Source organism: Peribacillus acanthi, assembly GCF_003073175.1.
Taxonomy (GTDB): Bacteria; Bacillota; Bacilli; order Bacillales; family DSM-1321; genus Bacillus_BN; species Bacillus_BN acanthi.
Genome location: NZ_QBBX01000015.1, coordinates 28,255 through 54,179, shown reverse-complemented (window position 1 = coordinate 54,179; position 25,925 = coordinate 28,255). Strand labels below are relative to the sequence as shown.

The following is a 25,925-nucleotide window of genomic DNA, read 5'->3' as shown; positions in this document are numbered from 1 at the left end:
CCTCGCTTCATTAAAGTGGTTTATGATAAACGATTTTACCTCTGCAAATGGTCATCACTATATCTAACTGATCATTTAGTACAACTAAATCAGCATCCTTACCTTGAGAGATGCTCCCTTTTCGATCAAACATTCCAATTTGTTTGGCAGGGTTATGGGTTGCAAGCTTGATGATGTCTTCGAATGGCAGGTTAGTTACGGAATGTACTAAACGTATACAATCCATCATACTGACGATGCTTCCAGCTAACGTACCGTCTTTCAACGTAGCTTTGTTGTCGTTAACGTAAACGGCTTGCCCACCAAGTTCATATTGTCCATCCTTTAATCCCTTCGCCCTCATCGAATCAGTAATCAGTACAATTCGGTCCAATCCTTTCGATTGTAAGACGAGATGGATTAAGTCTTGGTTAAAATGGATGCCATCGCATATCAGTTCAACAGTAAGCTCCTTTCGAAGTAGGCCGGCGCCCACGACTCCTGGTTCACGATGATGAAGACCACTCATTCCATTGAAAAAATGAGTGACGTGGGAAGCACCGACTTCGATCCCGGCAACCACTTCTTCGTAGGTGGCATCTGAATGTCCGATTGAAACACATACTCCATTACGGCAAAGTTCTTGGATGACTGGGAGGGCTCCTTCCATTTCAGGTGCAAGCGTGATGAGTTTAATAGTATTACCCGATGCTTCCTGCCATTTCATGAACAGGTCTAGATCAGGTTGCTTAATATGGGTATCTGGTTGTGCGCCACGTTTAGAAGGGTTAATAAAAGGGCCTTCCAAATGGACCCCAATAATTTCGGCTCCATCGTAATCGCTGTTTGAAAATTGATGAATACATCGTAAGGCAGTCTCTATCTCTTCTGGACTTTGTGTCATCGTGGTGGGCAAGAAACTGGTGGTCCCTTCGCTAGGCAAGAAAGAGCTCATGGTTTTCAAAGATTTTTCCGTGCCATCCATGGCATCCGCACCGTTCGCACCATGGATATGAATATCAATGAACCCGGGAACAATTTTAAGGCCAGCAGGTAAGGAAATTTCTTCATCCGTTTTAAAGTCTAATTCGGATTGGGAAACAGCCAGCAATTTTCCGTTTTGAATATATATAAACCCATTTGAGATAACTCCATGTTCTGCATAGATGTCCGCATTTTTTATGACTGAAATGGTCATGAAGATTCCTCCTTTTTTAATAGTGTATCAATTTAGTAAGCTAGATGTCTAGACCAGTGAAGGGATTTAAAAGAAAATGGTAGGAGTCTAGAGTGAGTTTTTCATTTATTCATTCATTCTTAATACTTTAAAAGTAATATGGGATTCGTAAGGAGGGAGTTTTGAGTGGTAGCTTGGGAGACAATCAGCGAGTTTTCTTTACTTCATAAATAATGATAATATAAATGTACTAAAGAAGCTTCAAAAGGGGGATGACCATGCCAAAAGTTCGAACAAAGGATTTGATGGAGAAGTTTGACCTGGAATTAGTGAGTGGTGAAGAGGGAATAAATCGTTCCATTACTACGAGTGATCTTAATCGTCCAGGCATTGAAATGGCTGGATTTTTTGAATATTATCCTGCTGAACGCATACAGTTGATTGGGAAGACCGAGCTGTCTTTCTATGATACGTTGACTAAATCTGAACAAAGGCACCGGATGGAAAAACTATGTACCGACATCACACCGGGAATAATTGTGACAAGAGGGTTTGAAGTTCCTGAAGAGTTGATCGAGTTTTCCGAGCGTGAATCAGTGCCTGTTCTTCGTTCAAATATGAAAACGACGCGTTTTTCTAGTAGGGTGACCAATTATCTGGAGAGTAAGCTTGCACCGACAACTGCAGTGCATGGAGTATTGGTCGATATATATGGTGTGGGTGTTCTTATTACTGGTAAAAGTGGTGTTGGTAAGAGTGAAACGGCGTTGGAGCTTGTGAAAAGAGGTCATCGTTTAGTGGCTGACGATTGTGTGGAAATCCGTCAAGAGGACCAGGATACCCTGATTGGGACTGCTCCTGAACTAATCGAACATCTTTTAGAGATTCGCGGACTTGGAATTATCAACGTAATGACCTTGTTTGGCGCGGGTGCCGTTCGAAGTAATAAACGAATCTCATTAATTATTAATTTGGAGTTATGGGAGAAAAATAAACAATATGACCGACTTGGTCTTGAGGATGAGACTCAAAGAATCATTGATACGGATATTACAAAATTGACAGTCCCTGTACGACCAGGTCGAAACTTAGCTGTCATTATTGAAGTGGCGTCCATGAACTTCCGTTTGAAGCGGATGGGCATGAATGCAGCGCAGCAATTTTCTAGTAAGCTGTCAGAAGTGATCGAAGAAGGAGATCACGAAGACCTATAATACATGATAGAAAGAGGTAAAACAGATGGAGAGCGAGATTCGACCATTAAATCCGATTGCACTCGACCTTGGACCATTGCAAATTCATTGGTATGGAATCATCATTACAGCTGGAATCGTGTTAGCATTGATTTTAGCGATGAGGGAATCGGAAAGAAGAGGACTACAAAAAGAAACGTTTTTAGACTTAATCCTTTATGCAGTGCCGATCGCGATTATATCTGCACGAATTTATTACGTGATTTTCCAATGGGACTATTATGCTCAAAATCCGGGGGATATCATTAAAATTTGGAACGGTGGAATCGCTATTCACGGTGCATTGATTGGATCAGTCATTACAGCGATTGTCTTTGCTAAGAAAAGAAATATTTCCTTCTGGAAGCTAGCTGATATTGCAGCACCTAGCATTTTGTTAGGGCAAGCAATTGGCCGCTGGGGGAACTTCATGAATCAAGAAGCCCATGGAGGAGAAGTGAGCCGTGCGTTTTTAGAAAATTTAATGATTCCTGAATGGATTATTAATCAGATGTATATAGATGGTCTCTATTATCACCCGACTTTTTTATATGAATCGTTATGGAATATCGCAGGTGTTATCATTCTGATATTATTACGCCGAGTCAACTTGCGTAGAGGGGAATTGTTCCTTGGATATGTCATTTGGTATTCCATCGGACGTTTCTTTGTAGAAGGGTTACGTACAGATAGTTTAATGTTGACTGATACACTGCGCATCGCACAAGTGATTTCTATTGTTCTAATTGTCATAGCAGTAGGATTAATCGCTATCCGACGTTTGAAAGGTTATTCTAAAGAAGGATATTTAGAATCCTAAAGAGGCAGGGAGAGGACCAAGAATGAACAAGAGCACTTTTAAAAACGGGCTTGCCTCTGGATTAAAGACAACATGGACATTAGGGAAAATTATCTTTCCAATTACCTTCATTGTGACAGTATTGAAATACACACCCATCTTGGATTGGATTGTGAAAATAATTGCCCCAATGATGAAGCTAATTGGATTGTCTGGGGAAGCGGCTATTCCGTTAGTAGTCGGTAATTTCTTAAATTTATATGCTGGGATTGGAGCGATCTTGTCCCTTGACTTAACAGTGAAGGAAGTGTTCATTCTTGCCGTCATGCTTTCGTTTTCTCATAACATATTAGTAGAAACGAGCGTGGCCGTGAAGGTTGGAGTGAAGATGTGGGTCATCCTACTAGTTCGATTCGGATTGGCGATCGTATCCGCTTTTGTGATCAACCTTGTCTGGAAAGGCGGAGGGGAGATTGCCCAATATGGGTTTGTTAGTAAGCAAACGGAAGCGGTGGAAGGAATTATTCCCATTATTTTAGAGGGGCTACAAAAAGCATCGTTTGGTATTTTACAGCTGGCACTAATCGTTATTCCGTTAATGATCATCATTCAAATGGTTAGAGATTTGAAATGGATGGAGCTTTTTTCAAAGAAGATGGCTCCAGTTACGAGGCTGCTAGGGATGAAAGAAAATACATCTCCTACTCTAGTGACAGGGTTAGTCATTGGATTGGCTTATGGAGCAGGTGTCATGATTCAAGCGGTTAAGGAAGACGGAGTCAGTAAAAAGGATGCTACTTTGGCTTTTATCTTCTTGGTTGCGTGCCACGCGGTGGTAGAGGATACTTTGATTTTCCTGCCACTAGGAATTCCCATCCTTCCATTATTCTTGATTCGACTCGTAACAGCCTTTGTATTAACGATGGTCGTTGCCTATGTTTGGAAACGAGTAGAAATGGCAAAAAGAGAGGAAATCACCTATGAAGCATAACATCACAACGATATTATTTGATTTAGACGGAACATTGATTAACACTAATGACTTGATTATTGCTTCCTTTATGGAAACTCTAAATCATTACTATCCTGAAAAATATAAAAAAGAAGATATCCTACCTTTCATTGGTCCACCTCTTCGCGACAGCTTTTACTCTGTCGATCCAGAGAGAGTGGAAGAGATGATTCTTCGATATCGGGAACACAATTTGAAAAATCATGACTTATTAGTGACGGAATTTGAAGGAGTCTATGAAACAGTGGAGGCCCTTCATAAAGCGGGCTATAAGCTTGCGATTGTTTCTACTAAAATCCGTAATACAGTTTTAAGAGGATTGAAGCATTGTAGGCTAGATACATTTTTTGATGTGGTCATTGGTTTGGACGATGTGGAAAAAGCAAAGCCAGATCCAGAACCACTTCTTAAAGCGTTAAAGCTGCTTGGGTCCGAGCCATCTGAATCGATGATGGTCGGTGACAATCACCATGATGTGGTTGCAGGTCAGAATGCGGGTACTCTCTCTGTTGGAGTTGCTTGGACGATGAAGGGAAGAGAGTATCTGGAAGAATACAATCCAGATTATATGCTTGATCACATGAGTGATTTGCTTGAAATATTGAATGTGAAATCTAAGTGATTATGAATAAAGTGCGGTGAATGCATTGAGGAGAACATCTCGATTTCCAGTAGAAGGGGCCAATTCGCTTTGGCATGTTTATAAGACTGTTCCATTTTGGAAAGTGGTCAAAAATTTCGCAGTTATTCAGCTTGCCCGCTATACGCCAATTTTAGGGATGAAAAATTGGTTGTATCGGACATTCTTACGGATGAAAGTCGGCGATCAAACCTCGTTTGCTTTAATGGTCATGCTAGATGTGATGTTTCCGGAAAAAATATCGGTGGGGCGTAATACGGTAATTGGATACAATACCACGATTTTAGCTCATGAATATTTAATTAAGGAATATCGTTTAGGGGACGTTGAAATCGGAAGTGAAGTCATGATTGGTGCAAACTCCACCATTTTACCTGGTGTGAAAATCGGAGATGGTAGTATCGTTTCTGCTGGGACGCTTGTTCACAAAGATGTTCCCCCTGGTGCGTTTGTAGGCGGAAATCCGATGAGAGTCATATATACAGCAGAGCAGATGAAAGAACGTTGGAAAGAAGATCCGATTTATCAGTCTTCATACAACGAGTAAAAATAAGGGCTTGCCTCAGTATTGAGAGCAAGCCCTTTAGTTTGTTTCCAAAATGGAACTTAAATTTGACTTCAATGTAGAGATAACTTCATCCAATGTAATATCGTCCTTTGTAGTCGAAATATCGTAAGTGTTTTTCAGAATCTCAAAAAATTGTTCTTGCTGTTGTTTTGCAGTCATAGTGTTCACCTCATACTCTTTATTTTTTCTACTTCCCTAATTCCCCGCTACACAGAAATCTAAACATCAAAAAGCTAGTGCTGTCGAACACTATTCCTAACATTCGAAACAACGTCGATTTACTTCATTGCTTCCAATACATTCCTTATTTAAGTATAAAAAAGAGAAATGAGGCAGTACCCCATTTCTCACTTTATTGTTTCGAGTTCAGTTCGGCGACAAGTACGTACCGTTGTGGGGCACTGCCGATGAAATTGAAAGGATAGCAAGTTGTTAATGTTAAAGTAGCTTTTGGCTTTGGAACAATTACGGTCCGATCATCCTTGTCCACAATTCTTACTCGCTTTACTTTATAAGTGAAGGTGCCTGCAGAAGTTTTCACTACTAGTGTATCACCCTTGCCTACTTCTCCAAGACGTTTGAATACTGTATCACGATGACCTGATAATACAGAATTATCGATTTCACCAGGTAATACAGATTGAGCAAAGTGCCCAACGCCTTTTTCGAGTTCATCTTCATCTGTTCCATGATAAATTGGCAGTGTTTCGTCTAGCTTTGGAATGGACAGCTCTCCCATCAATTCCCCTACTTGAGGTTTCAATATATAAAGAGGTTCTTCCTTTTGTTTTATAACATTGACTTCAGGATCCTTCTGAACAGATTCTGCTTTGACATGCTTGTCCCACTGATACATGCCGTAGCCCATCAATAGTTTATAAGCACTTGTTGTAGAAAAGTAGATTCCACCCAATGCTAATAGAGCTGTACTTAACAAAAGGATAAGTCTTTTTTTGTTTTGCATGGCTATTTGATGGCCTTTGCTCTTCGTGCAATGAGTCCTGAAGCTGTCACTAAAGCCAAACCGAACATTAACGTAACACCATAGTTACCAGCAGTTTCAGGCATTTTTGCACCTTTAACGGTTTTTGCTTTTTCTTGTACACTTGCAACCTGCGCTGTGACATTTTGGATTTGTTCGCCTGTTTCAGTAATGATTTCAGAGCCTAGCATATCTGGTGTGAAAAGGGCATCTAATAGTAGATTACCTTCAGTATCATAAATTTCTACAAATAGGCTCGCTCCATTTGGATCTTGGATTTCCATTAGTGCTGCCATGGAAATCGGTGTCTTTACTCCATCTTTTTCTAAATAAAATTGGAAATCCAATTGTAGTAGCGCTTTAATTTGATCAAAGATAGACATTAATTCAGCAATCTGGTCAGGAGTAAGTTCAGTCGCTGTCTCAAACTCTTCAAGTCCCATCATTTGCTCTGACATCGCATCCATTTGTTCAAAAATAGTAGGATCCGCTTCAATTACTTTTCCAAGGTGTTCGAACAATCTTGTGAACTCTTCTTCTGTCATACCCATTTCAGAGAAGATGTCGTCCATTTCAGTCAGCATTTCTTCATCGAATTCTCCAAATCCTTGCTCCATAAAAATGAATTCTTCAACATCAGACACAAAATAGAAATGATCTTCAATTTTGTCGGATTCTTCGATTTCACCATACTCGACTAAAAGGGCTCTTAGTTCATCGTATGTCATTTCGTAATCGTTCAATAGAACATTCAAGCTTTCCTCAGTTAATGGCTCTCCAAGGAACTCAATCAATTCCTCAGTAGATTCGAAATCTGCAGTAGAAAGGCCGTATGCCGCCAAATATTCCTCCAATTCTTCTACAGTCATCGGAATCGTTGCCACATACTCTGAAAGTTCTGTTTCATTAACAGCAGCGAATGCTGGGAGATTAAATGAAAATACTAATAATGATGCAAAAATAATAGCAAAAGTGCGTTTCAAGTGCTTTCCTCCTAAGTATAAATTTCACACACAAACTTGAGTATAAGGTCCTCCATATTAAAGTGAAATAAAAACTTACTTGGTAAATACATGCAGGATTACGAACACTTTCTGTATGAAGAAAAAATGATCAACAAATGATGTTAGAAACCTTGTTTTATCCGGGTTATTTGAATACTTGAGGGAATAGGATGTTTGTTTTCCTTGACGATAATATCATTGAGGAGTACACTAACTTTATCTTATTACCATATTAGCAAACTAAAGGATTTTGATAATTTTTCATTTTTAGAGCAACGGTTTGGTGATACATAAAGTGCTCTTAACGGATTGGCATAAAGGAGGGCTACCGTGTCAAAGTTGTTCATGTTTGAGAAACCACTAGGAATGAGGGATACACTTCCTCTTGTATATGAAGCAAAACAAACTGTCCGAAACCAGATGCAAAAGACGATTCAAAATTGGGGATATCAATTTTTGGAAACACCTGCTCTAGAATATTACGAAACGGTAGGGCAGGCTTCGGCTATTTTGGATCAACAGTTATTTAAACTATTGGATCAACAAGGAAACACATTGGTTATGCGACCTGATATGACAGCACCAATTGCAAGGGTAGCAGCTACAAAATTAAGACAGCAAGCTCCATTACGATTAGCGTACTTAGCTAATGTTTACCGTGCGCAGCAACGGGAGGGTGGACGCCCTGCAGAATTCGAGCAAATGGGGGTAGAATGCATTGGGTCATCCTCTGTTTCTACGGATGCGGAACTGATTGCTCTATTAGTCGAGTCGCTAAAAAGCGCCGGGTTAGAAGATTTCCAAATTTCATTAGGACATATCGGATTTGTTCAAAACGTGTTCCTGAAAGTGTTAGGAACAAAAGAAAGAGCAGCTGTCTGTCGGAAGTTCTTATATGAAAAAAATTATGTCGGCTATCGTGAACATGTAAAATCTCTTCCACTATCATCGATTGACAAAGGGGTTCTTCTTCAATTATTGGACTTACGTGGAGGAAAAGAGGTTCTAGGAAAAGTTTCTGAGATGGTTGATGAAAATAGTTTGGAAAATAGGGCCCTGCAAGAGCTCGTGGAATTATGGCAGGCCTTAGATGATTTTGGGATAGGACGCCACGTCACATTGGATTTAACGTTAGTTAGCCACATGAGCTACTATACGGGAATACTTTTTGAGGTGTATGCCAATCACATTGGTTTCCCGCTTGGAAATGGTGGACGTTACGATAACTTCTTAGAAAAATTTGATTGGAAAACACCGGCAACAGGATTTGCGATTCGGATTGACCGATTAATGGAGGCTTTAGGTGAACCGGAATTGTCTGAGCCTAATTACTGCTTGCTTTTTAGCCCTGAAAGAAGGAAAGAAGCGATCGAAAAGGCAAAGAAATTGAGGGATGAGGGTTTAAGGATTGTCCTTCAAGATATTGGAGGAGTGGAAGATTTAGACTTATTCGCCTCTAATTTTAAAGAAGTGGAATACTTACTCGGCAGTAGAAAGGAGAAGGAATCATGACCTCTTATTTAACTATTGCCATGCCAAAGGGGAGAATTTTTGAAGAAGCGGTCGGAATGTTGAAGGCTGCAGGCTTTAATCTTCCACCAGAATTTGACGAATCAAGGAAACTGATTTTAGAAGTAGAAGAGGAAAATCTCCGTTTTATCCTTTCTAAACCCATGGATGTTACCACCTATGTTGAACAGGGAGTAGCGGATATCGGGATTGCTGGAAAAGATGTAATGCTCGAGGAAGAACGGGATGTGTACGAACTTTTAGATTTGAAAATTAGCTATTGTTATTTGGCGGTGGCAGGTTTACCGAATACGAAGATGAGCGATGTTGCACCAAGAGTAGCAAGTAAATATCCTAATGTGGCATCGACCTACTTTAGAGAACAGGGAGAGCAAGTGGAAATCATTAAATTGAACGGATCTATCGAGCTTGCACCTCTCATTGGGTTGGCTGAACGAATTGTGGATATTGTTTCTTCAGGGCGCACTTTAAAGGAAAACGGACTAGTAGAGTATGCCAAAATTGCGGAAATTACTTCGCGTTTAATTGCCAATCCTGTCAGTTATAGAATAAAGGAAGAGAGAATTTCAGATATTGTAAATCGACTTACGAAAGTGATTGAAGGGTAGAGGAGGAGCATGGGTGAAAATAGAAAAATTAAAAGAAAACCTTTCTTTAACTAGGACAGTCGATGCTGGAACCGAACAGCAACGGAAGGCGGTACAGGAAATTATTAAGGAAGTCAGAGCAAAAGGAGACAATGCCTTACGCTCTTACACCGAGCAATTTGATCGCGTCGTATTAAGTAATTTCCAAGTTTCAGAAAAAGAATTTTCCTTTGCATTCGAAAGGATCGAACAAAAATATATTTCAATTATTGAGGAAGCGGCTAGTAATATATCGTCCTTTCATAGTAAGCAACTAAGAAACTCATGGATGTCTACAGATGAAAATGGAAGTGTATTGGGTCAAAAAATTACTCCTTTAGATTCAGTTGGAGTATATGTGCCAGGCGGGACAGCTGCCTACCCATCATCCGTCCTGATGAATGTGCTCCCTGCGAAGGTAGCTGGTGTGAAACGAATCGTAATGGTGTCTCCACCGGGGGAGAATGGGGAGTTAAATGATGCGGTTCTTGTTGCAGCAAAGGTGGCTGGAGTTAGTGAGATTTATAAAGTAGGCGGAGCCCAAGCGGTAGCAGCACTAGCCTACGGAACGGAGACTATTAAACCGGTCGATAAAATTGTTGGACCTGGGAATATCTATGTTGCATTGGCCAAAAGAGAAGTGTTTGGGGATGTAGATATCGACATGATTGCTGGTCCGAGTGAGATTGCGGTATTAGCGGATGAAACAGCTACCGCATCAGAAGTAGCAGCGGATCTGTTATCACAGGCAGAACACGACACTCTTGCTTGTAGTATTCTTGTCACGGATTCGATCGGGCTAGCTGAAAGGGTTGCAGTGGAGGTTGAAAGACAGTTAGCAACCTTGCCGCGAAAAGACATAGCCGAAAAATCTATTCGCGATTTCGGAAGGATTGTGGTCACAGATTCGATGGATGAAGCCATAGAAGCTGTTAATAGATTGGCACCAGAGCATCTAGAAATCATGACTAAAGATCCGATGTCGTTATTAGGAAAAATTCGGCATGCTGGTGCAATTTTTTTAGGAAGATATAGTTCAGAGCCGGTTGGGGATTATTTTGCCGGACCAAACCATGTTCTCCCAACCAATGGTACAGCAAGGTTCTCAAGTCCTTTAAACGTAGATGACTTTCAAAAAAAATCGAGCATCATTATGTACAGCAAGGAAGCTTTTAACCAACATCGTGAAAAAATCACTGCTTTTGCCCGTTTGGAAGGACTAGAAGCCCATGCCCGAGCGATCGAAGCTCGACCATCAGAAAGGCAATAAACTTTTGATAGGGCACTAATTCAAGACAAAAATTTTAACAATATATTATGACAAGTAAATGGGGCATGACCCCAGAATAAGGAGGGGTTCCGTTGGAGAGGGTAGCTCGGGTGGAGCGAAGTACATTTGAGACACAGATTAAGCTAGAATTGGGGATTGATGGTGAAGGCAACTCAGAGATTAAAACGGCCGTTCCTTTCATGACTCATATGCTGGATTTGTTTACGAAGCATGGTCATTTTAATTTAATGGTGGACGCTCAAGGAGATGTAGAAGTTGATGACCACCATACAACAGAGGATATTGGCATTTGTTTAGGACAGGCAATTTTACAAGCACTCGGAGATAAAAAAGGGATTAAAAGGTACGGTAACGCTTTTGTACCGATGGATGAAGCGCTCGCTCAAGTAGTTGTGGACTTAAGCAACCGTCCCCATTTGGAATTAAGAGCTCAATTTCCATCGCAGAAAGTCGGAACCTTTGATACGGAACTAGTCCATGAATTTCTTTGGAAGCTTGCGTTAGAAGCTCGAATGAACCTACATGTCATCGTACACTATGGTCAAAATACACATCATATAATTGAGGCGATTTTCAAGGCATTAGCAAGGGCGTTGGATGAAGCAACGACTATAGACCCAAGAGTGAAAGGCATTCCATCGACTAAAGGGATGCTATAAGGAGTGACAACATTGATCGGAATTGTCGATTACGGAATGGGGAATTTATTTAGTGTTAATAAAGCATTAGAACGGCTGGGTACTGCTTCGTTTATATCGGATGAACCGGAAAAATTACTTGAAGCCAGTGCATTGATTGTACCGGGTGTGGGCTCATTTAAAGATGCGATGTTTTTACTGAAGGAAAAACGATTGGATGAAACGATTAAGCAGTTTGCTTCAAGTGGAAAACCCCTTTTAGGGATTTGTTTAGGAATGCAACTCTTATTTGAAGAAAGCGAAGAAAACGGGTTAACAACAGGTCTTCAGCTTCTTCCAGGCAAAGTGGTTCGTTTTACTGGTATCGCATCTGGAGGGATGACTTATAAAGTTCCTCACATGGGCTGGAACAAATTAATTTTCCATCAAGATTCTCCTTTATTAAAGGGCATGACAGACGACCATGTCTATTTTGTCCATTCGTACTATGCAGCTCTAGGTGATCAAGATGTTTTAATCGCTAGTGCCGATTATCATGTTCAAGTTCCTGCTGTAGTGGGAAGAGGGAATATATATGGCATGCAGTTTCATCCTGAAAAAAGTGGGGAAGCGGGCATGCAACTATTGAGGAATTTTTTGCAGGTTAAGAAATTATAAATAGGCAGCAATGCAGTAAATCGGTGTAGTGGCCAATCTACCAGGCATACGTCGCTAAGCAGGGCGCTTACGCTTTTCTAATAATGAGGTGAAAAAATGTCACGTTCTTTTACGATTTATCCAGCCATTGATATGAGAGGCGGAAAATGTGTCCGTCTTATTCAAGGGGATTATAATCAAGAAACGATTTATGGAGATTCCCCTTTTAGCATGGCAGAAATGTTTGCAAGCGAAGGTGCCGAATGGATTCATATGGTCGATTTAGATGGTGCAAAAGAAGGAAAAAGAATCAATGATACATTTGTTTTAGAGGCAGCAAAAAAACTGGAAACTAAAATTCAGATTGGTGGTGGAATTCGGACGGAGCAAGATATAGTTCACTACCTTGAAAATGGAGTGGCAAGAGTAATCCTAGGCAGTGTCGCCATTTCTGAGCCAGAGTTTACGAAAGAAATGTTAAAGAAATACTCATCCAAGATTGCGATCGGTTTAGACGCGAAAAACGGCATGGTAGCTACTCACGGATGGGTTCAAACCTCATCCGTTTCAGCGATTGAACTAGGAAAACAGCTTGCCGAATACGGTGCTGATACCTTTATTTTCACCGACATTTCCACAGATGGGATGCTATCAGGACCAAACGTTGAGGCGACAGAGCAATTGGCTTTGGCTACAGGAAAAGAGGTCATTGCTTCAGGTGGGATTAGCAGTATAGATGACTTACGTTCACTATGCAAAACAAGTAACATCGCTGGGTCCATTATTGGGAAAGCCATTTATACCAATCGTTTCTCTGTGAAAGAGGCGTTATCGGCAGTTAAGAATTTCGAGGTGGAGAAATGATAGCGAAACGAATTATCCCTTGTTTAGATGTCAAGGAAGGAAGAGTCGTAAAGGGGATACAATTCCTTGGATTACGTGATGCGGGAGATCCTGTTGAACTAGCTTCGTTTTATGACCAAGAAGGAGCAGATGAGTTGGTGTTCTTAGATATATCAGCTTCTTCTGAAGGTAGAAAAACGATGGTTGAAGTAGTTAAACAAGTGGCGTCAACTCTTGCAATTCCCTTCACTGTTGGAGGAGGTATTAACTCTTTGGAAGATATGAAGAAAATCCTCCGTGCGGGTGCCGATAAAGTATCACTAAACACAGCAGCTTTATTGAATCCAGAACTCATTACAGAAGGTGCAAACTATTACGGTTCTCAATGTATCGTTGTGGCAATTGATGCAAAATATGATTCTGAAATACAGTCTTGGAGAGTGTTTACTCACGGTGGCAGAAACGCAACGGATTGGGAAGTCGTCTCTTGGGCAAAAGAAGTGGTTTCTCGAGGTGCTGGTGAAATTTTATTGACTAGCATGGACAGTGATGGGGAGAAGTCTGGTTTTGATGTCAGATTAACAAAAGCTGTGAGTGAAGCGGTATCAGTACCGGTCATTGCTTCAGGTGGTGCGGGTAATGCCGAACATTTCTTAGATGCTTTTAATGAGGGGTTAGCAGACGCCGCTTTGGCAGCATCCATTTTTCACTACAAAGAAACTTCCGTTGGAGAGGTAAAGAATTATTTGAAGGAAAAAGGGGTGAATGTCCGATGAATATTGAAGGTATTAAGTTTGATGAAAAGGGCCTTATTCCTGCAATTGTACAAGATGCCACAACAAAAGAAGTGTTGACTCTTGCTTATATGAATGAAGAGTCGCTACGAAAATCCATCGAAACGGGTGAGACTTGGTTTTATAGCCGTTCCCGACAAGAGCTTTGGCATAAAGGGGAAACGAGTGGAAACATTCAACAAATCGTATCGATGGAGTTGGATTGTGACAAAGATGCTATTGTAGTTGGGGTTATACCTAAGGGTCCTGCTTGTCATAATGGAACGGTAAGTTGCTTCAACGAGACTATTGTTAATCATGTAAGCGAACAGGTTGATGTTACTTTTCTAAATCGATTGGAATGGTTAATTTCAGAACGTGAAAAAGAAAGGCCTGAAGGTTCTTATACGACTTACCTATTTGAAAAAGGCGTCGATAAGATTTTAAAAAAGGTAGGCGAAGAGGCAGCAGAAGTCATTATCGCTGCTAAAAATAGAGACAAAGAAGAGCTGAAATGGGAAACAGCAGATTTGCTTTACCACGTAATAGTATTACTTCGAGAGCAAGGACTTCCCTTGCAAGAGGTAATAGAAGTACTCAAAAAAAGACATGAAGGAAATTCTTGAACCAGGAGGAATTTTAACTGGTTCTTTTTTTATGCTCATTTCGCATAGTGTATTTTGCAATAAAGTTTATCCGTTGATTTCCGCTCCAGTCACTTGCTTTCCGCGGGGAGGGTGGGAGCCTCCTCGGCGTTGCCGCCTGTGGGGTCTCCCACTTCCCTCTACTTCCCGCAGGAGTCAAGTGCCCTCCGCTACAATCCACTCAGACTTTTAACAATTATTAAATAAAAAAGCAATAAAGTTTATGAAAGGTATAGTAGATTTCTGCTTCAATACTCGCTTTCGCCAAACTTCTACTCTTATATGTCCAATTTCTCGAAGTTTTCGCCCATTTTCTCAAGTTTTATTCCCAAGTTCTCATGTTTTATTCCCAAGTTCCCAGTTTTTTTTCCCAACTTCTCATGTTTTATTCCCAACTTGTCGAATTTATTTGCTTCAAGCTGAAAATTCTCCGACTTTCCAACCTTACATCTAAAAGCAGAAAAATAAAATCAAGACATCAGAGATAAAACTAGTCCACCATAGTCACTTGTCAATTTCCCATAGTAAGAACAATTTCCCACATATCTTGTTAAACTAAAATATGGTATAATACGAGGGTTAATCAACTTGAACTGGAGGATTACATGGGTAAAGACTCTAATATAAGCCAACAGGCAAAAATCCTATCCTTCCATCCAACGGGAGAATATTATTTTACTAAAGGTTTGAAAGCGTACTATAGACGCGATTTATATAAAGCAAAAAAATATTTGGAGCGAGCATTGGAGCTTGAACCAATCGAACCGATGATTACTTGCCAACTAGCTATTGTTTGCACCGATTTAGGGGAATATAGCTATTCTAATACACTTTTACAATCCATTATTGAAGATTTAGATCCATATATGACTGAATGCCATTACTTTTTAGCGAACAATTATGCTCATCTTGGGATGTTCAAGGAAGCTTTTAAACATGCAAATGAGTATTTAGATCAAGAAGAGGACGGAGAATTCAGTGCAGATGCTGAAGATCTTCTCGATTTAATTACGTTCGAAACGGATGAAACGGAAGAAAGTCTAATTGAGCAGGATGGGTTGATTTTCCAGCAGGAAAGAGCGAGAGAGTATTTGGAAGCCGGCAACTTCTTAAAGGCAATCGATGTATTAAAGGAAACCATTACTGAATATCCTGATTTTTGGTCAGCTTATAATAATCTAGCCCTAGCGTATTTTTATTTGGGAGAGCAGGAAAAAGCCTTTAAAACGTTAGATGATGTACTTGAGAAAAGTCCTGGAAACCTACATGCCCTGTGTAACCTAGTGGTGTTTTACTATTATGAACAAAACGGGGCGAAAGTCGAGGAGTATACGGATATTTTAGAAAAAATCCGTCCTATGCTTTCTGAACAACAATTCAAATTAGGTGCTACATTTGCCTTAGTCGGAAAATACGATGCAGCCTATAAGTGGTTAAAGCAGCTCTATAAAAAAGGATTTGAAGGTGACGGCACGTTCTATTACTGGTTATCGAGTGCTGCCTATCATTTAGGTCACGAGACAACTGCGAGAAAGGCTTGGAGGAGAGTCATCGAATTGAATCCAGAGAAAGAAGGCATGGAGCCCTGGGGTGAATTGAATATAGCAGTCAATGGGTTTGAACATCATGTTCCTTCCATTTTAAAGAGGCTAGAAAGTGAATTTCAAGAAGAGCGTCTTTTTGCAATATTCCTTTTAAAGCATTCCATGCAAAGAGATAAAGTAGTGGACCAAGTTGCTTTTGGAAAACACTTTAGCGATTTAGAAAAAGAGTATGCCGCTTTCGTTTTGCATAAGAAAAAGAAAGAAACGGGCACACCTATCGATTTTTCCGATCAAATCGCGGAACTATTATATCGTCATCATAGCCCAGTAGGCTTACTTGAAGCAGGACTATATTTAATGTGGTTCTCTGTATTTGTAGAAGCGATGAAACAGAACATCAAATTAAGCAATCCCGCGGGTTGGGCAGCTGCAATTGAATATGCATGGCATCGTCTTCGTAACGAAAAGAAAAGTCAAAAAGAAGTGGCAGAGAAATACTATATTTCATCTTCGACTCTTCAAAAATACATGAAATTAGTTAATTCACTTCTTCATTGAGCAAATTCTTGGACGAAAAATACGTTGTTATATAGGATAGGTAGTAGGTAATACTAAAGTCTATATTGAACAGTGTTTTTGTACTTATTCGAGGGAGTGAATTTCATGACTGAAGAACAAATTTATGATGTTGTCATTATTGGTGCCGGTCCTGCTGGTATGACAGCAGCTGTATATACATCTCGTGCCAATTTAACGACACTTATGCTTGAACGCGGCATACCTGGTGGCCAAATGGCTAACACCGAGGAAGTAGAAAACTATCCTGGATTTGACCATATTTTAGGGCCAGAGCTTTCTACAAAAATGTTTGATCATGCTAAAAAGTTTGGTGCAGAATACGCATACGGCGATGTGCAAGAAATCGTTGATGGAGAAGAATATAAACTCATCAAAGCAGGTTCAAAGGAATACAAGGCTCGTGCGGTAATTATTTCAGCAGGAGCTGAATACAAGAAAATTGGGGTGCCAGGTGAGAAGGAGCTTGGTGGTCGCGGCGTTTCATATTGTGCGGTGTGTGATGGTGCGTTCTTCAAAAACAAAGAACTATTTGTCATCGGCGGAGGAGATTCTGCTGTTGAAGAAGGTGTGTACTTAACTCGCTTTGCTTCGAAAGTGACGATAGTTCATCGTCGCGATGAGCTACGCGCACAAAAAATCCTTCAACAACGTGCATTCGATAATGAAAAGGTCGACTTTATCTGGAATACAACGCTTAAACAAATTAATGAAAAAGACGGTAAAGTGGGCAGTGTAACGCTAACTTCAACGGAAACAGGTGAAGAACGTGAATTGCCAGCAGATGGAGTATTCATTTACATTGGCATGCTTCCATTAACTAAGCCGTTCGAATCATTAGGCATTACAAATGAAAATGGATATATCGTTACAAATGAACAAATGGAAACGAAAGTAGAAGGGATTTTCGCAGCGGGTGACATTCGTGAAAAAACTCTTCGTCAAATTGTTACTGCAACAGGCGATGGAAGTATCGCGGCACAAAATGCTCAGCATTATGTGGAAGAGCTAAAAGAGAAGTTAAAGGCGAAAGCATAATTCATCCTTTTACAAAAAGTAATTCGCTTTTAATTCTGTTGTAACAACCATGCAACAAAAGTAGGGTAATATAAGGGTAGAAATTGACCCCCTTTTAAATTATAAATCCTTTTTTAGCACAGGATCTTATTCCTGTGCTCCTTTTTTTGTACTTTAAGAAATGACATTTTAGCATAGTTTGTTATTTTTAAACTATAAATTTTGTCTTGATTTTCGCTCCAGGCACTTGCTTTCCGCGGGGAGGGTGGGAGCCTCCTCGGCGTTACCGCCTGTGGGGTCTCCCACTTCCCTCTATTTCCCGCAGGAGTCAAGTGCCCTACGCTACAATCAACTCAGTGAGTAATAGTTTAATTACACTATAATAGGAGCAATCTTAAGAAAACAGCCTTAAGAAATTATTAATTTTTATCAAAGTATTATTTAGGTATTTGTCAATTCTACGTAAAGGGCAAGCTTTCCGCTGTCTTCTTTCTGTAGTCTTGCTTTAAAACTTGACATCACTGTAAATCTTCCCCTTAGTGGTTTAAAGCATTAATTTGGTAGTGTGGTCCAAAAAATACAAGCGTTAGTTCGTTGTGGGAGTTTTTTAAACATAGTATAATGAAATGAATGCGTTTTCCCTTTTTGGAAATACATAGGGAGAAATGAACTCTAAAAACTTTTAAATAAAGCTATAGATAATAGCACTGCCTGAAACTTAGATGCACTTTAGGAATGAATAATTGGCAGCAAAGAAGTAAGTTGACGTGGTTGCTGATTTTAGGAAAAAGTAAAAGTGCAACTAGGCATTCGCCGGCGCTAATTCTTGGTGATTGCCAAGTTTTCTAAAAAAATGGGCCGATAGAGGTGAAATTTGTGCAACGTGTCACGAATTGCGTTCTAATGAAAGACGAAGAGGTTTTGCTTTTGAAGAAGCCTCGCCGTGGTTGGTGGGTAGCCCCAGGTGGTAAGATGGAGCCCGGTGAATCAGTCAAAGATGCTTGTATTCGTGAATTCCGTGAAGAAACGGGCATTTACTTGAAGAACCCACAGATTAAAGGGATTTTTACCTTTATTATGAAAGATGGAGACCAAGTGCTATCCGAATGGATGATGTTCACTTTTTTTGCAGATGATTCGGACGGTTTGAACTTGGAAGAGAGTGAAGAAGGCGAACTCGAGTGGAAATCAGTTTCCGAAATAAAAAATTTACCAATGGCTGAAGGGGACCATCATATACTAGAATATATGGTTCATGGAAACGGCATTATTTATGGTACGTTTACTTATACAACAGATTTTAAATTACTGTCATATAGATTAGATCCAAATTGAGATAAAATTATTCAAAGATTGGGGGATTGCGAATTGAGTACGGGATCTGTTAATGATACAAAATTGGTTATAATCACGGGGATGTCTGGAGCAGGTAAGACTGTCGCAGTCCAAAGTTTTGAGGACTTAGGATATTTTTGCGTGGACAACTTACCACCTACCTTGTTGCCTAAATTCCTAGAGTTAATGAAGGAATCTGGTAATAAAATGAACAAAGTAGCACTGGTTATGGATTTAAGAGGAAGAGAGTTCTTTGATTCATTATTCAAGGCATTGGATGATCTAGCAGAAACCTCATGGATGACTCCACAGATCTTTTTCTTAGATGCTGATGACTCAGCGCTTGTTCGTAGATATAAGGAAACACGCCGTACTCATCCACTCGCTCCATCAGGCTTGCCACTAGAAGGCATCCAATTGGAAAGGAAATTACTTGAGGACTTAAAGGGACGTGCCCAATTAATCTACAACACTGCGGACATGAAACCTAGAGAACTTCGTGAAAAAATTCTTACAGAATTCTCATCCAATAAACAACCAGTATTCACCGTCAATGTAGTTTCGTTCGGATTTAAGCATGGTTTGCCAATCGATGCTGACCTAGTTTTTGATGTGAGGTTCTTACCGAATCCACATTATATTGAGCATATGAGGCCGAAGACAGGTCTTGATGAAGAAGTATCAAAATATGTTCTAAAATGGAATGAAACGAATAAATTTCTCGAAAAGGTTACAGAGCTATTAAGCTTTATGCTTCCTCATTATAAGCGTGAAGGGAAGGCTCAACTAGTTATTGCAATAGGATGTACCGGTGGTCAACACCGTTCGGTTGCATTGGCTGAATATATTTCGAATCACTTTAGTGGAGACTACGATACAAAGGTGACACACCGTGATATCGAGAAGAGGAAGGAAACGCAAAATGGGTAAAAAGACGTCCCTACCCAAAATCGTCATCATTGGCGGTGGTACGGGATTACCAGTCCTATTGCGCGGACTAAAGCTTTTTCCGGTCGATATTACTGCCATAGTAACCGTGGCAGACGATGGAGGAAGCTCTGGTAGATTGAGGAATGAAATGGACATTCCTCCTCCGGGGGATGTTCGGAATGTATTGGCAGCATTGTCAGATGTAGAACCACTTATTGAGCAAATGTTCCAACATCGATTTGCCAAAACCAATGAACTGTCTGGTCATTCTTTAGGGAATTTGATATTGGCTGCTATGACCTCCATTACTGGGGACTTTGTGCATGCGATCCAAGAAATGAGCAAGGTTTTGAATGTAAGAGGAAAGGTTTTACCCGCAGCTAATCAAAGTGTTGTCCTGCACGCAGAACTTGAAGACGGTTCTTTTATTTCAGGTGAATCCAAAATTCCGTATTCTGGGAAAAAAATTAAACGTGTATTTTTGACTCCTGAAAATATCAAACCGTTGTCAGAAACCATCCATGCTATAAGGGAAGCTGACTTGATTGTAATTGGACCAGGAAGCTTATATACAAGCATACTTCCCAATCTCCTAGTTCCAGGTGTTGGTGAAGAAGTATGCAAAGCAAGAGCTAAAAAGGTCTATATTTGTAATATCATGACACAGGCAGGGGAAACACTTGATTACTCTGCAAGTGACCATGTGAAGGCTATTTATGATCATATGGATTGCTCATTCATGAACACGATACTAGTCAATAGTGAAGACATCCCTTCTCATATTCAACTAAGATATAAGGAAGAATTCGCTAAGCCTGTGCATTTTGACATCGATCGGTTAAAGGAAATGGGTCTGAATGTTTTACAGGATGAAATCGTCTCCCATGAAGGAGCTTACATCCGCCATGATACAAAAAAAGTAGCTTCCATATTATATGAATTATTAATTAATGAAACCGAAACGAAAATCTATCGTAAACAATAAGTGTGTAGGTGAAGGTTCGTTTTGTGAAGTGAGGTGAGAGTATGTCTTTTGCATCAGAAATGAAGAAAGAATTAACAACGCTAGAAGTAAAGGATTGTTGTACGAAAGCTGAACTGGCGTCTATGATACGAATGAACGGCTCTCTCTCTTTTTCTAATAGAAAGCTAATCATCGATGTTCAGACAGAAAATGCGGCAATCGCTAGAAGGATTTATACTTTGCTTAAAAGGAACTATGAAGTTTCTGTCGAGTTATTGGTTCGAAAAAAAATGAAGCTCAAGAAGAACAATATATATATTGTCCGTTTGGCTGAAAAGGCACAGGAGCTTTTGATGGATCTTAAGATTTTAGGAGAAGGGTTTACGATCATTCATGATATATCAGAAGAAATCATCCATAAAAAGTGCTGTAAGCGTTCATACCTTCGTGGGGCTTTTCTTGCTGGTGGATCTATAAATAACCCTGAAACTTCTTCTTACCATTTTGAGATTTTCTCTTTATATAAGGAGCATAATGATGCACTGTGTGAGTTGATGAACACGTTTGATTTAAAATCAAAGACGCTTGAACGAAAAAAGGGCTTCATTACGTATTTAAAAGAGGCAGAAAAAATTGCTGAATTTCTACGTATTGTTGGCGCTCATAATTCTCTCATGCGTTTTGAGGATGTCCGAATTGTCCGTGATATGCGAAACTCGGTTAATCGTTTAGTTAACTGTGAAACTGCTAACTTAAATAAAACGATTGGAGCCTCCTTACGTCAAGTAGAAAACATCCGATATATTGATAAAACAGTAGGGTTAGGTATACTGCCAGATAAATTGAGAGAAATTGCAGAGTTACGCGTGCAATATCAAGATGTGACATTAAAAGAGCTAGGCGAAATGGTTAGCGGTGGTACCGTAAGTAAATCAGGTATCAATCATCGTCTGAGAAAAATCGATGAAATAGCAGAAAGAATTCGTGCAGGCGAACCTATTAAAGCATAGATTTAGATAAATATAAAAGAGGGGGAATCAAATATGGAACAAAAACAAGTCCAAGTACGTTTGAAAACGGGATTACAGGCTAGACCTGCTGCTTTGTTTGTTCAGGAAGCGAATCGTTTTTCATCCGATGTATTCCTTGAGAAGGACGGCAAAAAAGTGAATGCCAAAAGTATCATGGGTCTTATGAGTCTAGCTGTAAGTAACGGTGCCGTCATCACGTTAAGTGCTGAAGGTAAAGATGAGCAAGATGCTGTAGAAGCGTTATCTACTTTTATCGAACAAGAGATTTAACATAAAAAATCCCGCCTTGTATAAAAGGTGGGATTTTTTCATATCTTATTTGTTTTCTTTATTATCTTCTAAAGGATTACGGCTAATGACTTGGTCGATCAAACCGTATTCTAACGCTTTTTCAGCTGTCATGAAGTTGTCACGCTCTGTGTCACGCTCAATGATATCAAGCGGTTGACCAGTGCGCTCAGCCAGGATTTTATTCAGTTTGTCACGTAAGAACAGGATACGACGAGCAGCGATTTCGATTTCTGTTGCTTGACCTTGAGCACCACCAAGTGGTTGGTGAATCATAACTTCGCTATTAGGAAGTGCAAAACGTTTGCCTTTTTCACCAGCTGCCAAAAGGAAAGCACCCATTGATGCAGCCATTCCGATACAAACCGTAGATACTTTCGGCTTGATGTATTGCATAGTATCATAAATCGCCATACCGGAAGTGATGCTTCCACCAGGGCTATTAATGTATAGAGTGATATCTTTTTCTGGGTTTTCTGCTTCTAAGAATAATAGCTGTGCAACGATAGAGTTTGCCACGTTATCGTCGATACCACTACCAAGCATGATAATACGATCTTTTAAAAGACGGGAATAAATGTCGTAAGCACGTTCTCCACGATTTGTTTGTTCAATAACTGTAGGAATCAAGTTCATGCTAATTTCCTCCTTAAGAATAGAGAATAGGTATTTGCATTCCTGTCTTAGGAATAACTTATGTACTGTAATGATACACCTTTGGTCAATTTAGGTCAAACGAAAGGAACTCGCATTTGAAATTTTCGTTCGACAACTTTTAAATTGATAAAATCCTTTAACCATCTTACCCAAGATGGAAGGATTTAAACCTTCACAACGTATTGCATTCATGGTCATTCTGAAATATAATTAACACCGGACCATCAGAAAAGGTCGGTCCATTACATGCCCTCGTGGTGCAACGGATAGCACGTAAGATTCCGGTTCTTGAAATGGGGGTTCGATTCCCTCCGAGGGCGTCCATAGAGCCTTTCGCTTATATTGATAAGCGGAAGGTTTTATTTATTCATTTAAGCTATATAGAAAGCGTTTACAGTCTGGTTTAGGAGGGATGATTCATGCATTTCAATCAAGGTTTGTTCCAGCAACAATCTTTAAAGCTATCCATGACTCAAGAGCTTTCACAGGCCATTGCCCTCCTTCAATATTCTTCGCAGGAACTAGCGTCTTTTCTTGAAGCTAAATCGTTGGAAAATCCTTTAATTTCGGTTGATAGTAGCCCGAAGCAAGATAAAGATTTAGATTTTGCACCTTCTTACACGAGAAAAAAGAAACAAAGTACCGAGCAAGATGCGAAATATTGGATTGAGCAGATTGGAGAACAACAACAGTCGCTTGATCTCCACTTGCTTTCACAAATTCCTCCTTCGTTATCCAAGGAGGATGTGCATATTTTGCGAAAGCTCATTCAACAATTAGATGATAACGGCTATTTAAGGCTATCCAAGCAAGAACTTTCACAACTCCTATCTGTGCCTATAGAGCTTATAGAAAGAAATCTTGTGGTGCTACAAGCAATGGATCCTGTAGGAGTGGGAGCGTACAATCTTCAGGAATGTTTATTACTTCAGGCTATAAGAGTGCCTTCTTGTAGTGAGCTTGCTATCACTATTTTAGAACAACATTTTCTCCCGCTTGCAGAAAAAAAGTGGAAAGAGCTAGCAAAGGATCTTGGCGTTACACTAAAAGAAATCCAACAAGTGTTCGATTTTATCCAAACCTTGAATCCAAGACCATGTTCGTCGTTTTTTCATGAAAAATCATCGTATATCGTTCCGGATGTAGTTGTGGAATGGAAAAATGGTCAGTTTTCCATCTATCATTCTGACTTATCCATCCCATCCTTCTCCTTAAATGAAGGATACTATGCGGAAATGAAGAAGAAACAGGATGCTACCGTCCATCAATTTCTCCAAGACAAGTGGCAGGAGTTTCAATGGATTGCCAAAGGAATTCAACAACGGAAAGAAACCATTCTTCGTGTGGTCACATTTATGGCCGAGAAGCAACCTGAAGCCATGTTGAAAGGTCTTTCTTTTTTAAAGCCCATGACCATGAAAGATATAGCTGACCAATTGGAGGTTCACGAATCTACAATTAGTCGTGCGGTTAAGGATAAATTTATTTTGGCTCCATTTGGAACGGTAGAAATGCGATCATTCTTTTCTAGTAATCTTCAATCAACTGATTTCGAGGATGTATCTGCAGAGCATGCGAAAAGAGAAATCGAAACTTTAATAAAGAATGAAAATAAGCAAAAGCCTATGTCTGACCAAGATATTTCTGATACGTTAAAGAAGGAGCACGGAATTGTTCTTTCAAGAAGGACGGTTGCAAAATATCGTGACCAGCTAGGAATCCAATCTTCCTCGAAGCGGAAGAGATACGAATAGGTGATGGAATGTGGAAAAGGTCCTTGTTTTATATACGAGAATACAGTGTCCATTATGTATAAAAGCGAAAAGCATATTAGAATCTGTTAAAGAAAAAACAGGCACACCTTTTGTCGAAATTGACATATACTCTAATGACGAGCTGCTTGAGAGATTTGGCTTAATGATTCCTGTGGTGGAATGGAACGGGGAAATCATTCAATATGGTCAAATTGACGGTGATTTAATAGAGGCATATGTGAATTTGTAAATCTAAAAGCTTTTTTCTTGTAAAACAAAATTACCCTTGATACAATGTATTTGGAACAAGGGTAATTTTTTTTACACCTAGTGGGACATAATATGTCTTATAGGGACAAAAAAAGTCCAGCTAAACTGTAAGGAGAAAATAACCCATGAGATCTTTACTTGAGGTTCAAAAAAAATTATTACCTGATTTACTCTCTGTCATGCAAAAAAGATATGACATCCTACGCTATATACGTTTTATGCAACCGGTAGGACGTCGAAGTTTATCTAGTAGCTTAAATTTGACAGAACGAGTATTAAGAAGTGAAGTAGAGTTTCTAAAGGAACAAAATTTACTTGAATTTCAGACCTCTGGTATGCGGCTTTCTAATGAGGGAGAAGATGTACTGGAAAAATTAGAGAGAGTAATGCGTGAAGTATCGGGTATAGACAATGTGGAGAGAAAATTGGCCCAACATTTAAAGGTGAAAGAAGCCATTGTTATCACTGGAGATTCTGATCAATCCCCTTGGGTGAAAAATGAACTTGGCAGAGCATGTGCCTTAAGAATGAAAGATGAAATTTCAGGGCAAAATATCATCGCTGTTACCGGCGGCTCTACAATGGCTGCTATCGCTGATATGTTAACGCCAAAGCTTGGTACACATGACATTTTGTTTGTACCAGCCCGCGGAGGTCTAGGTGAGAACGTTCAAAACCAAGCTAATACCATCGCGGCTAAAATGGCTGAGAAAATGGATGCCCAATATAAGCTCCTTTATATACCGGACCAAGTAAGTCATGAAGCCTATCAGTCTTTTATGAATGAACCTTCGATTAAGGAAGTCATGAATTTAATTGAAACAGCAGATATCGTCCTGCATGGGATAGGTGATGCCATTACCATGGCAAACAGGCGTCATACCTCTTCTGACATCCTCGTTAAATTAGAGGCTGAAGGAGCGGTTGGAGAAGCTTTTGGGTATTATTTTAATGAAAATGGGGATATTGTTCACAGAGTTCAAACTGTAGGAATCCAGCTCGATGATTTAAAGCAATCGAAACAAATTTTCGCAGTTGCGGGTGGAGCATCTAAAGCAAAGGCGATACGGGCCTACATGAAAAGTGCCCCGGAAAATACGGTCCTCATAACAGATGAGGCAGCGGCAATCGAGATATTAAAGGGATAGATCCCTTTTATATAGATCTAAACTAAATATATTTTTT

Annotated in this window: 28 protein-coding genes and 1 tRNA gene; 24 read left to right on the top strand and 5 right to left on the bottom strand. The window is 39.9% G+C overall.

The features are described from left to right. Positions 1-10: 10 nt before the first annotated feature. A complete protein-coding gene (gene nagA / locus DBX25_RS14900) occupies positions 11-1,177 on the bottom strand; it encodes an N-acetylglucosamine-6-phosphate deacetylase (RefSeq protein WP_108671607.1) in 1,167 nt (388 codons plus the stop codon). A 257-nt stretch (positions 1,178-1,434) separates the two neighbouring features. Between nagA and hprK the strand changes: the two genes are divergently transcribed. The 5 genes from hprK to DBX25_RS14875 are packed head-to-tail and all read left to right on the top strand — an operon-like array spanning position 1,435 to position 5,386. Beyond that, the gene (gene hprK, locus DBX25_RS14895) at positions 1,435-2,370 is read left to right on the top strand and encodes an HPr(Ser) kinase/phosphatase (protein WP_108671606.1); all 936 of its coding nucleotides are present in this window, start codon (positions 1,435-1,437) and stop codon (positions 2,368-2,370) included. A 25-nt stretch (positions 2,371-2,395) separates the two neighbouring features. Beyond that, positions 2,396-3,208 carry a prolipoprotein diacylglyceryl transferase gene (gene lgt / locus DBX25_RS14890; protein WP_108671605.1) on the top strand — a complete coding sequence of 271 codons (813 nt, stop codon included), beginning with the start codon at positions 2,396-2,398 and terminating at the stop codon, positions 3,206-3,208. A gap of 22 nt (positions 3,209-3,230) precedes the next feature. After that, positions 3,231-4,178: a nucleoside recognition domain-containing protein gene (locus DBX25_RS14885; RefSeq protein ID WP_108671604.1), complete on the top strand. Its 948-nt coding sequence runs from the start codon at positions 3,231-3,233 to the stop codon at positions 4,176-4,178. Then, complete coding sequence (ppaX, locus tag DBX25_RS14880; protein ID WP_108671603.1) at positions 4,168-4,821, top strand: pyrophosphatase PpaX; 654 nt, start codon at positions 4,168-4,170, stop codon at positions 4,819-4,821. Before DBX25_RS14885 ends, ppaX begins: the two co-directional genes overlap by 11 nt. A gap of 25 nt (positions 4,822-4,846) precedes the next feature. Further along, entirely contained in the window at positions 4,847-5,386 is a 540-nt protein-coding gene (locus DBX25_RS14875) for an acyltransferase (protein ID WP_108671602.1), read from the top strand. 36 nt (positions 5,387-5,422) lie between these two features. Here DBX25_RS14875 and DBX25_RS20680 read toward each other — a convergent pair whose 3' ends face one another. From DBX25_RS20680 to DBX25_RS14865, 3 genes are all read right to left on the bottom strand, one after another. Next, a complete protein-coding gene (locus tag DBX25_RS20680) occupies positions 5,423-5,566 on the bottom strand; it encodes a YwzD family small protein (protein WP_157950984.1) in 144 nt (47 codons plus the stop codon). A gap of 193 nt (positions 5,567-5,759) precedes the next feature. Beyond that, positions 5,760-6,371 (bottom strand): class D sortase, encoded by a 612-nt coding sequence (locus DBX25_RS14870; RefSeq protein ID WP_108671601.1) that lies wholly within the window; start codon positions 6,369-6,371, stop codon positions 5,760-5,762. Between the two features lie 2 nt (positions 6,372-6,373). Continuing rightward, positions 6,374-7,372 (bottom strand): processed acidic surface protein, encoded by a 999-nt coding sequence (locus DBX25_RS14865; protein ID WP_108671600.1) that lies wholly within the window; start codon positions 7,370-7,372, stop codon positions 6,374-6,376. Positions 7,373-7,723: 351 nt separating this feature from the next. Here DBX25_RS14865 and DBX25_RS14860 point away from each other — a divergent pair, with 351 nt between their 5' ends. The 15 genes from DBX25_RS14860 to DBX25_RS14780 all read left to right on the top strand — a co-directional run bounded on the left by DBX25_RS14860 (position 7,724) and on the right by DBX25_RS14780 (position 22,041). Further along, positions 7,724-8,905, top strand: a complete 1,182-nt coding sequence (locus tag DBX25_RS14860; protein ID WP_108671599.1) for an ATP phosphoribosyltransferase regulatory subunit — start codon at positions 7,724-7,726, stop codon at positions 8,903-8,905. Then, entirely contained in the window at positions 8,902-9,531 is a 630-nt protein-coding gene (gene hisG, locus DBX25_RS14855; RefSeq protein ID WP_108671598.1) for an ATP phosphoribosyltransferase, read from the top strand. The genes DBX25_RS14860 and hisG overlap by 4 nt, the downstream gene beginning before the upstream one ends. 13 nt (positions 9,532-9,544) lie before the next feature. Then, positions 9,545-10,819 carry a histidinol dehydrogenase gene (gene hisD, locus DBX25_RS14850; protein WP_108671597.1) on the top strand — a complete coding sequence of 425 codons (1,275 nt, stop codon included), beginning with the start codon at positions 9,545-9,547 and terminating at the stop codon, positions 10,817-10,819. A 92-nt stretch (positions 10,820-10,911) separates the two neighbouring features. Beyond that, positions 10,912-11,499 (top strand): imidazoleglycerol-phosphate dehydratase HisB, encoded by a 588-nt coding sequence (gene hisB / locus DBX25_RS14845; RefSeq protein ID WP_108671596.1) that lies wholly within the window; start codon positions 10,912-10,914, stop codon positions 11,497-11,499. Between the two features lie 12 nt (positions 11,500-11,511). Next, a complete protein-coding gene (hisH, locus tag DBX25_RS14840) occupies positions 11,512-12,135 on the top strand; it encodes an imidazole glycerol phosphate synthase subunit HisH (protein WP_108671595.1) in 624 nt (207 codons plus the stop codon). A gap of 96 nt (positions 12,136-12,231) precedes the next feature. After that, positions 12,232-12,978, top strand: coding sequence for a 1-(5-phosphoribosyl)-5-[(5-phosphoribosylamino)methylideneamino]imidazole-4-carboxamide isomerase (gene hisA / locus DBX25_RS14835; RefSeq protein ID WP_108671594.1), 747 nt, complete (start codon positions 12,232-12,234; stop codon positions 12,976-12,978). Next, positions 12,975-13,733 carry an imidazole glycerol phosphate synthase subunit HisF gene (hisF, locus tag DBX25_RS14830; protein ID WP_108671593.1) on the top strand — a complete coding sequence of 253 codons (759 nt, stop codon included), beginning with the start codon at positions 12,975-12,977 and terminating at the stop codon, positions 13,731-13,733. The genes hisA and hisF overlap by 4 nt, the downstream gene beginning before the upstream one ends. Beyond that, positions 13,730-14,356, top strand: coding sequence for a bifunctional phosphoribosyl-AMP cyclohydrolase/phosphoribosyl-ATP diphosphatase HisIE (gene hisIE, locus DBX25_RS14825; protein ID WP_108671592.1), 627 nt, complete (start codon positions 13,730-13,732; stop codon positions 14,354-14,356). The genes hisF and hisIE overlap by 4 nt, the downstream gene beginning before the upstream one ends. A gap of 623 nt (positions 14,357-14,979) precedes the next feature. Further along, positions 14,980-16,476: a tetratricopeptide repeat protein gene (locus DBX25_RS14815; protein WP_108671590.1), complete on the top strand. Its 1,497-nt coding sequence runs from the start codon at positions 14,980-14,982 to the stop codon at positions 16,474-16,476. Positions 16,477-16,581: 105 nt separating this feature from the next. Further along, positions 16,582-17,532 (top strand): thioredoxin-disulfide reductase, encoded by a 951-nt coding sequence (gene trxB / locus DBX25_RS14810; RefSeq protein WP_108671589.1) that lies wholly within the window; start codon positions 16,582-16,584, stop codon positions 17,530-17,532. Positions 17,533-18,387: 855 nt separating this feature from the next. Further along, positions 18,388-18,846 (top strand): NUDIX hydrolase, encoded by a 459-nt coding sequence (locus DBX25_RS14800; protein ID WP_108671587.1) that lies wholly within the window; start codon positions 18,388-18,390, stop codon positions 18,844-18,846. Positions 18,847-18,879: 33 nt separating this feature from the next. Beyond that, complete coding sequence (rapZ, locus tag DBX25_RS14795; RefSeq protein WP_108671586.1) at positions 18,880-19,776, top strand: RNase adapter RapZ; 897 nt, start codon at positions 18,880-18,882, stop codon at positions 19,774-19,776. After that, complete coding sequence (locus DBX25_RS14790) at positions 19,769-20,761, top strand: gluconeogenesis factor YvcK family protein (RefSeq protein ID WP_108671585.1); 993 nt, start codon at positions 19,769-19,771, stop codon at positions 20,759-20,761. Before rapZ ends, DBX25_RS14790 begins: the two co-directional genes overlap by 8 nt. Positions 20,762-20,802: 41 nt before the next feature. Further along, positions 20,803-21,750 carry a DNA-binding protein WhiA gene (gene whiA, locus DBX25_RS14785; protein ID WP_108671584.1) on the top strand — a complete coding sequence of 316 codons (948 nt, stop codon included), beginning with the start codon at positions 20,803-20,805 and terminating at the stop codon, positions 21,748-21,750. Positions 21,751-21,783: 33 nt separating this feature from the next. Then, positions 21,784-22,041 carry an HPr family phosphocarrier protein gene (locus DBX25_RS14780; RefSeq protein WP_108671583.1) on the top strand — a complete coding sequence of 86 codons (258 nt, stop codon included), beginning with the start codon at positions 21,784-21,786 and terminating at the stop codon, positions 22,039-22,041. Positions 22,042-22,086: 45 nt separating this feature from the next. Here DBX25_RS14780 and clpP read toward each other — a convergent pair whose 3' ends face one another. Then, a complete protein-coding gene (gene clpP, locus DBX25_RS14775; protein ID WP_108671582.1) occupies positions 22,087-22,695 on the bottom strand; it encodes an ATP-dependent Clp endopeptidase proteolytic subunit ClpP in 609 nt (202 codons plus the stop codon). A 269-nt stretch (positions 22,696-22,964) separates the two neighbouring features. Here clpP and DBX25_RS14770 point away from each other — a divergent pair. The 4 genes from DBX25_RS14770 to DBX25_RS14755 all read left to right on the top strand — a co-directional run bounded on the left by DBX25_RS14770 (position 22,965) and on the right by DBX25_RS14755 (position 25,888). Beyond that, positions 22,965-23,036: transfer RNA gene (locus DBX25_RS14770), tRNA-Arg, on the top strand. 99 nt (positions 23,037-23,135) lie between these two features. Beyond that, positions 23,136-24,470: an RNA polymerase factor sigma-54 gene (gene rpoN / locus DBX25_RS14765; protein ID WP_108671581.1), complete on the top strand. Its 1,335-nt coding sequence runs from the start codon at positions 23,136-23,138 to the stop codon at positions 24,468-24,470. Between the two features lie 10 nt (positions 24,471-24,480). Beyond that, a complete protein-coding gene (locus DBX25_RS14760; RefSeq protein ID WP_108671580.1) occupies positions 24,481-24,720 on the top strand; it encodes a glutaredoxin family protein in 240 nt (79 codons plus the stop codon). A 145-nt stretch (positions 24,721-24,865) separates the two neighbouring features. Further along, the gene (locus DBX25_RS14755; RefSeq protein WP_108671579.1) at positions 24,866-25,888 is read left to right on the top strand and encodes a sugar-binding transcriptional regulator; all 1,023 of its coding nucleotides are present in this window, start codon (positions 24,866-24,868) and stop codon (positions 25,886-25,888) included. Positions 25,889-25,925 lie beyond the last annotated feature (37 nt).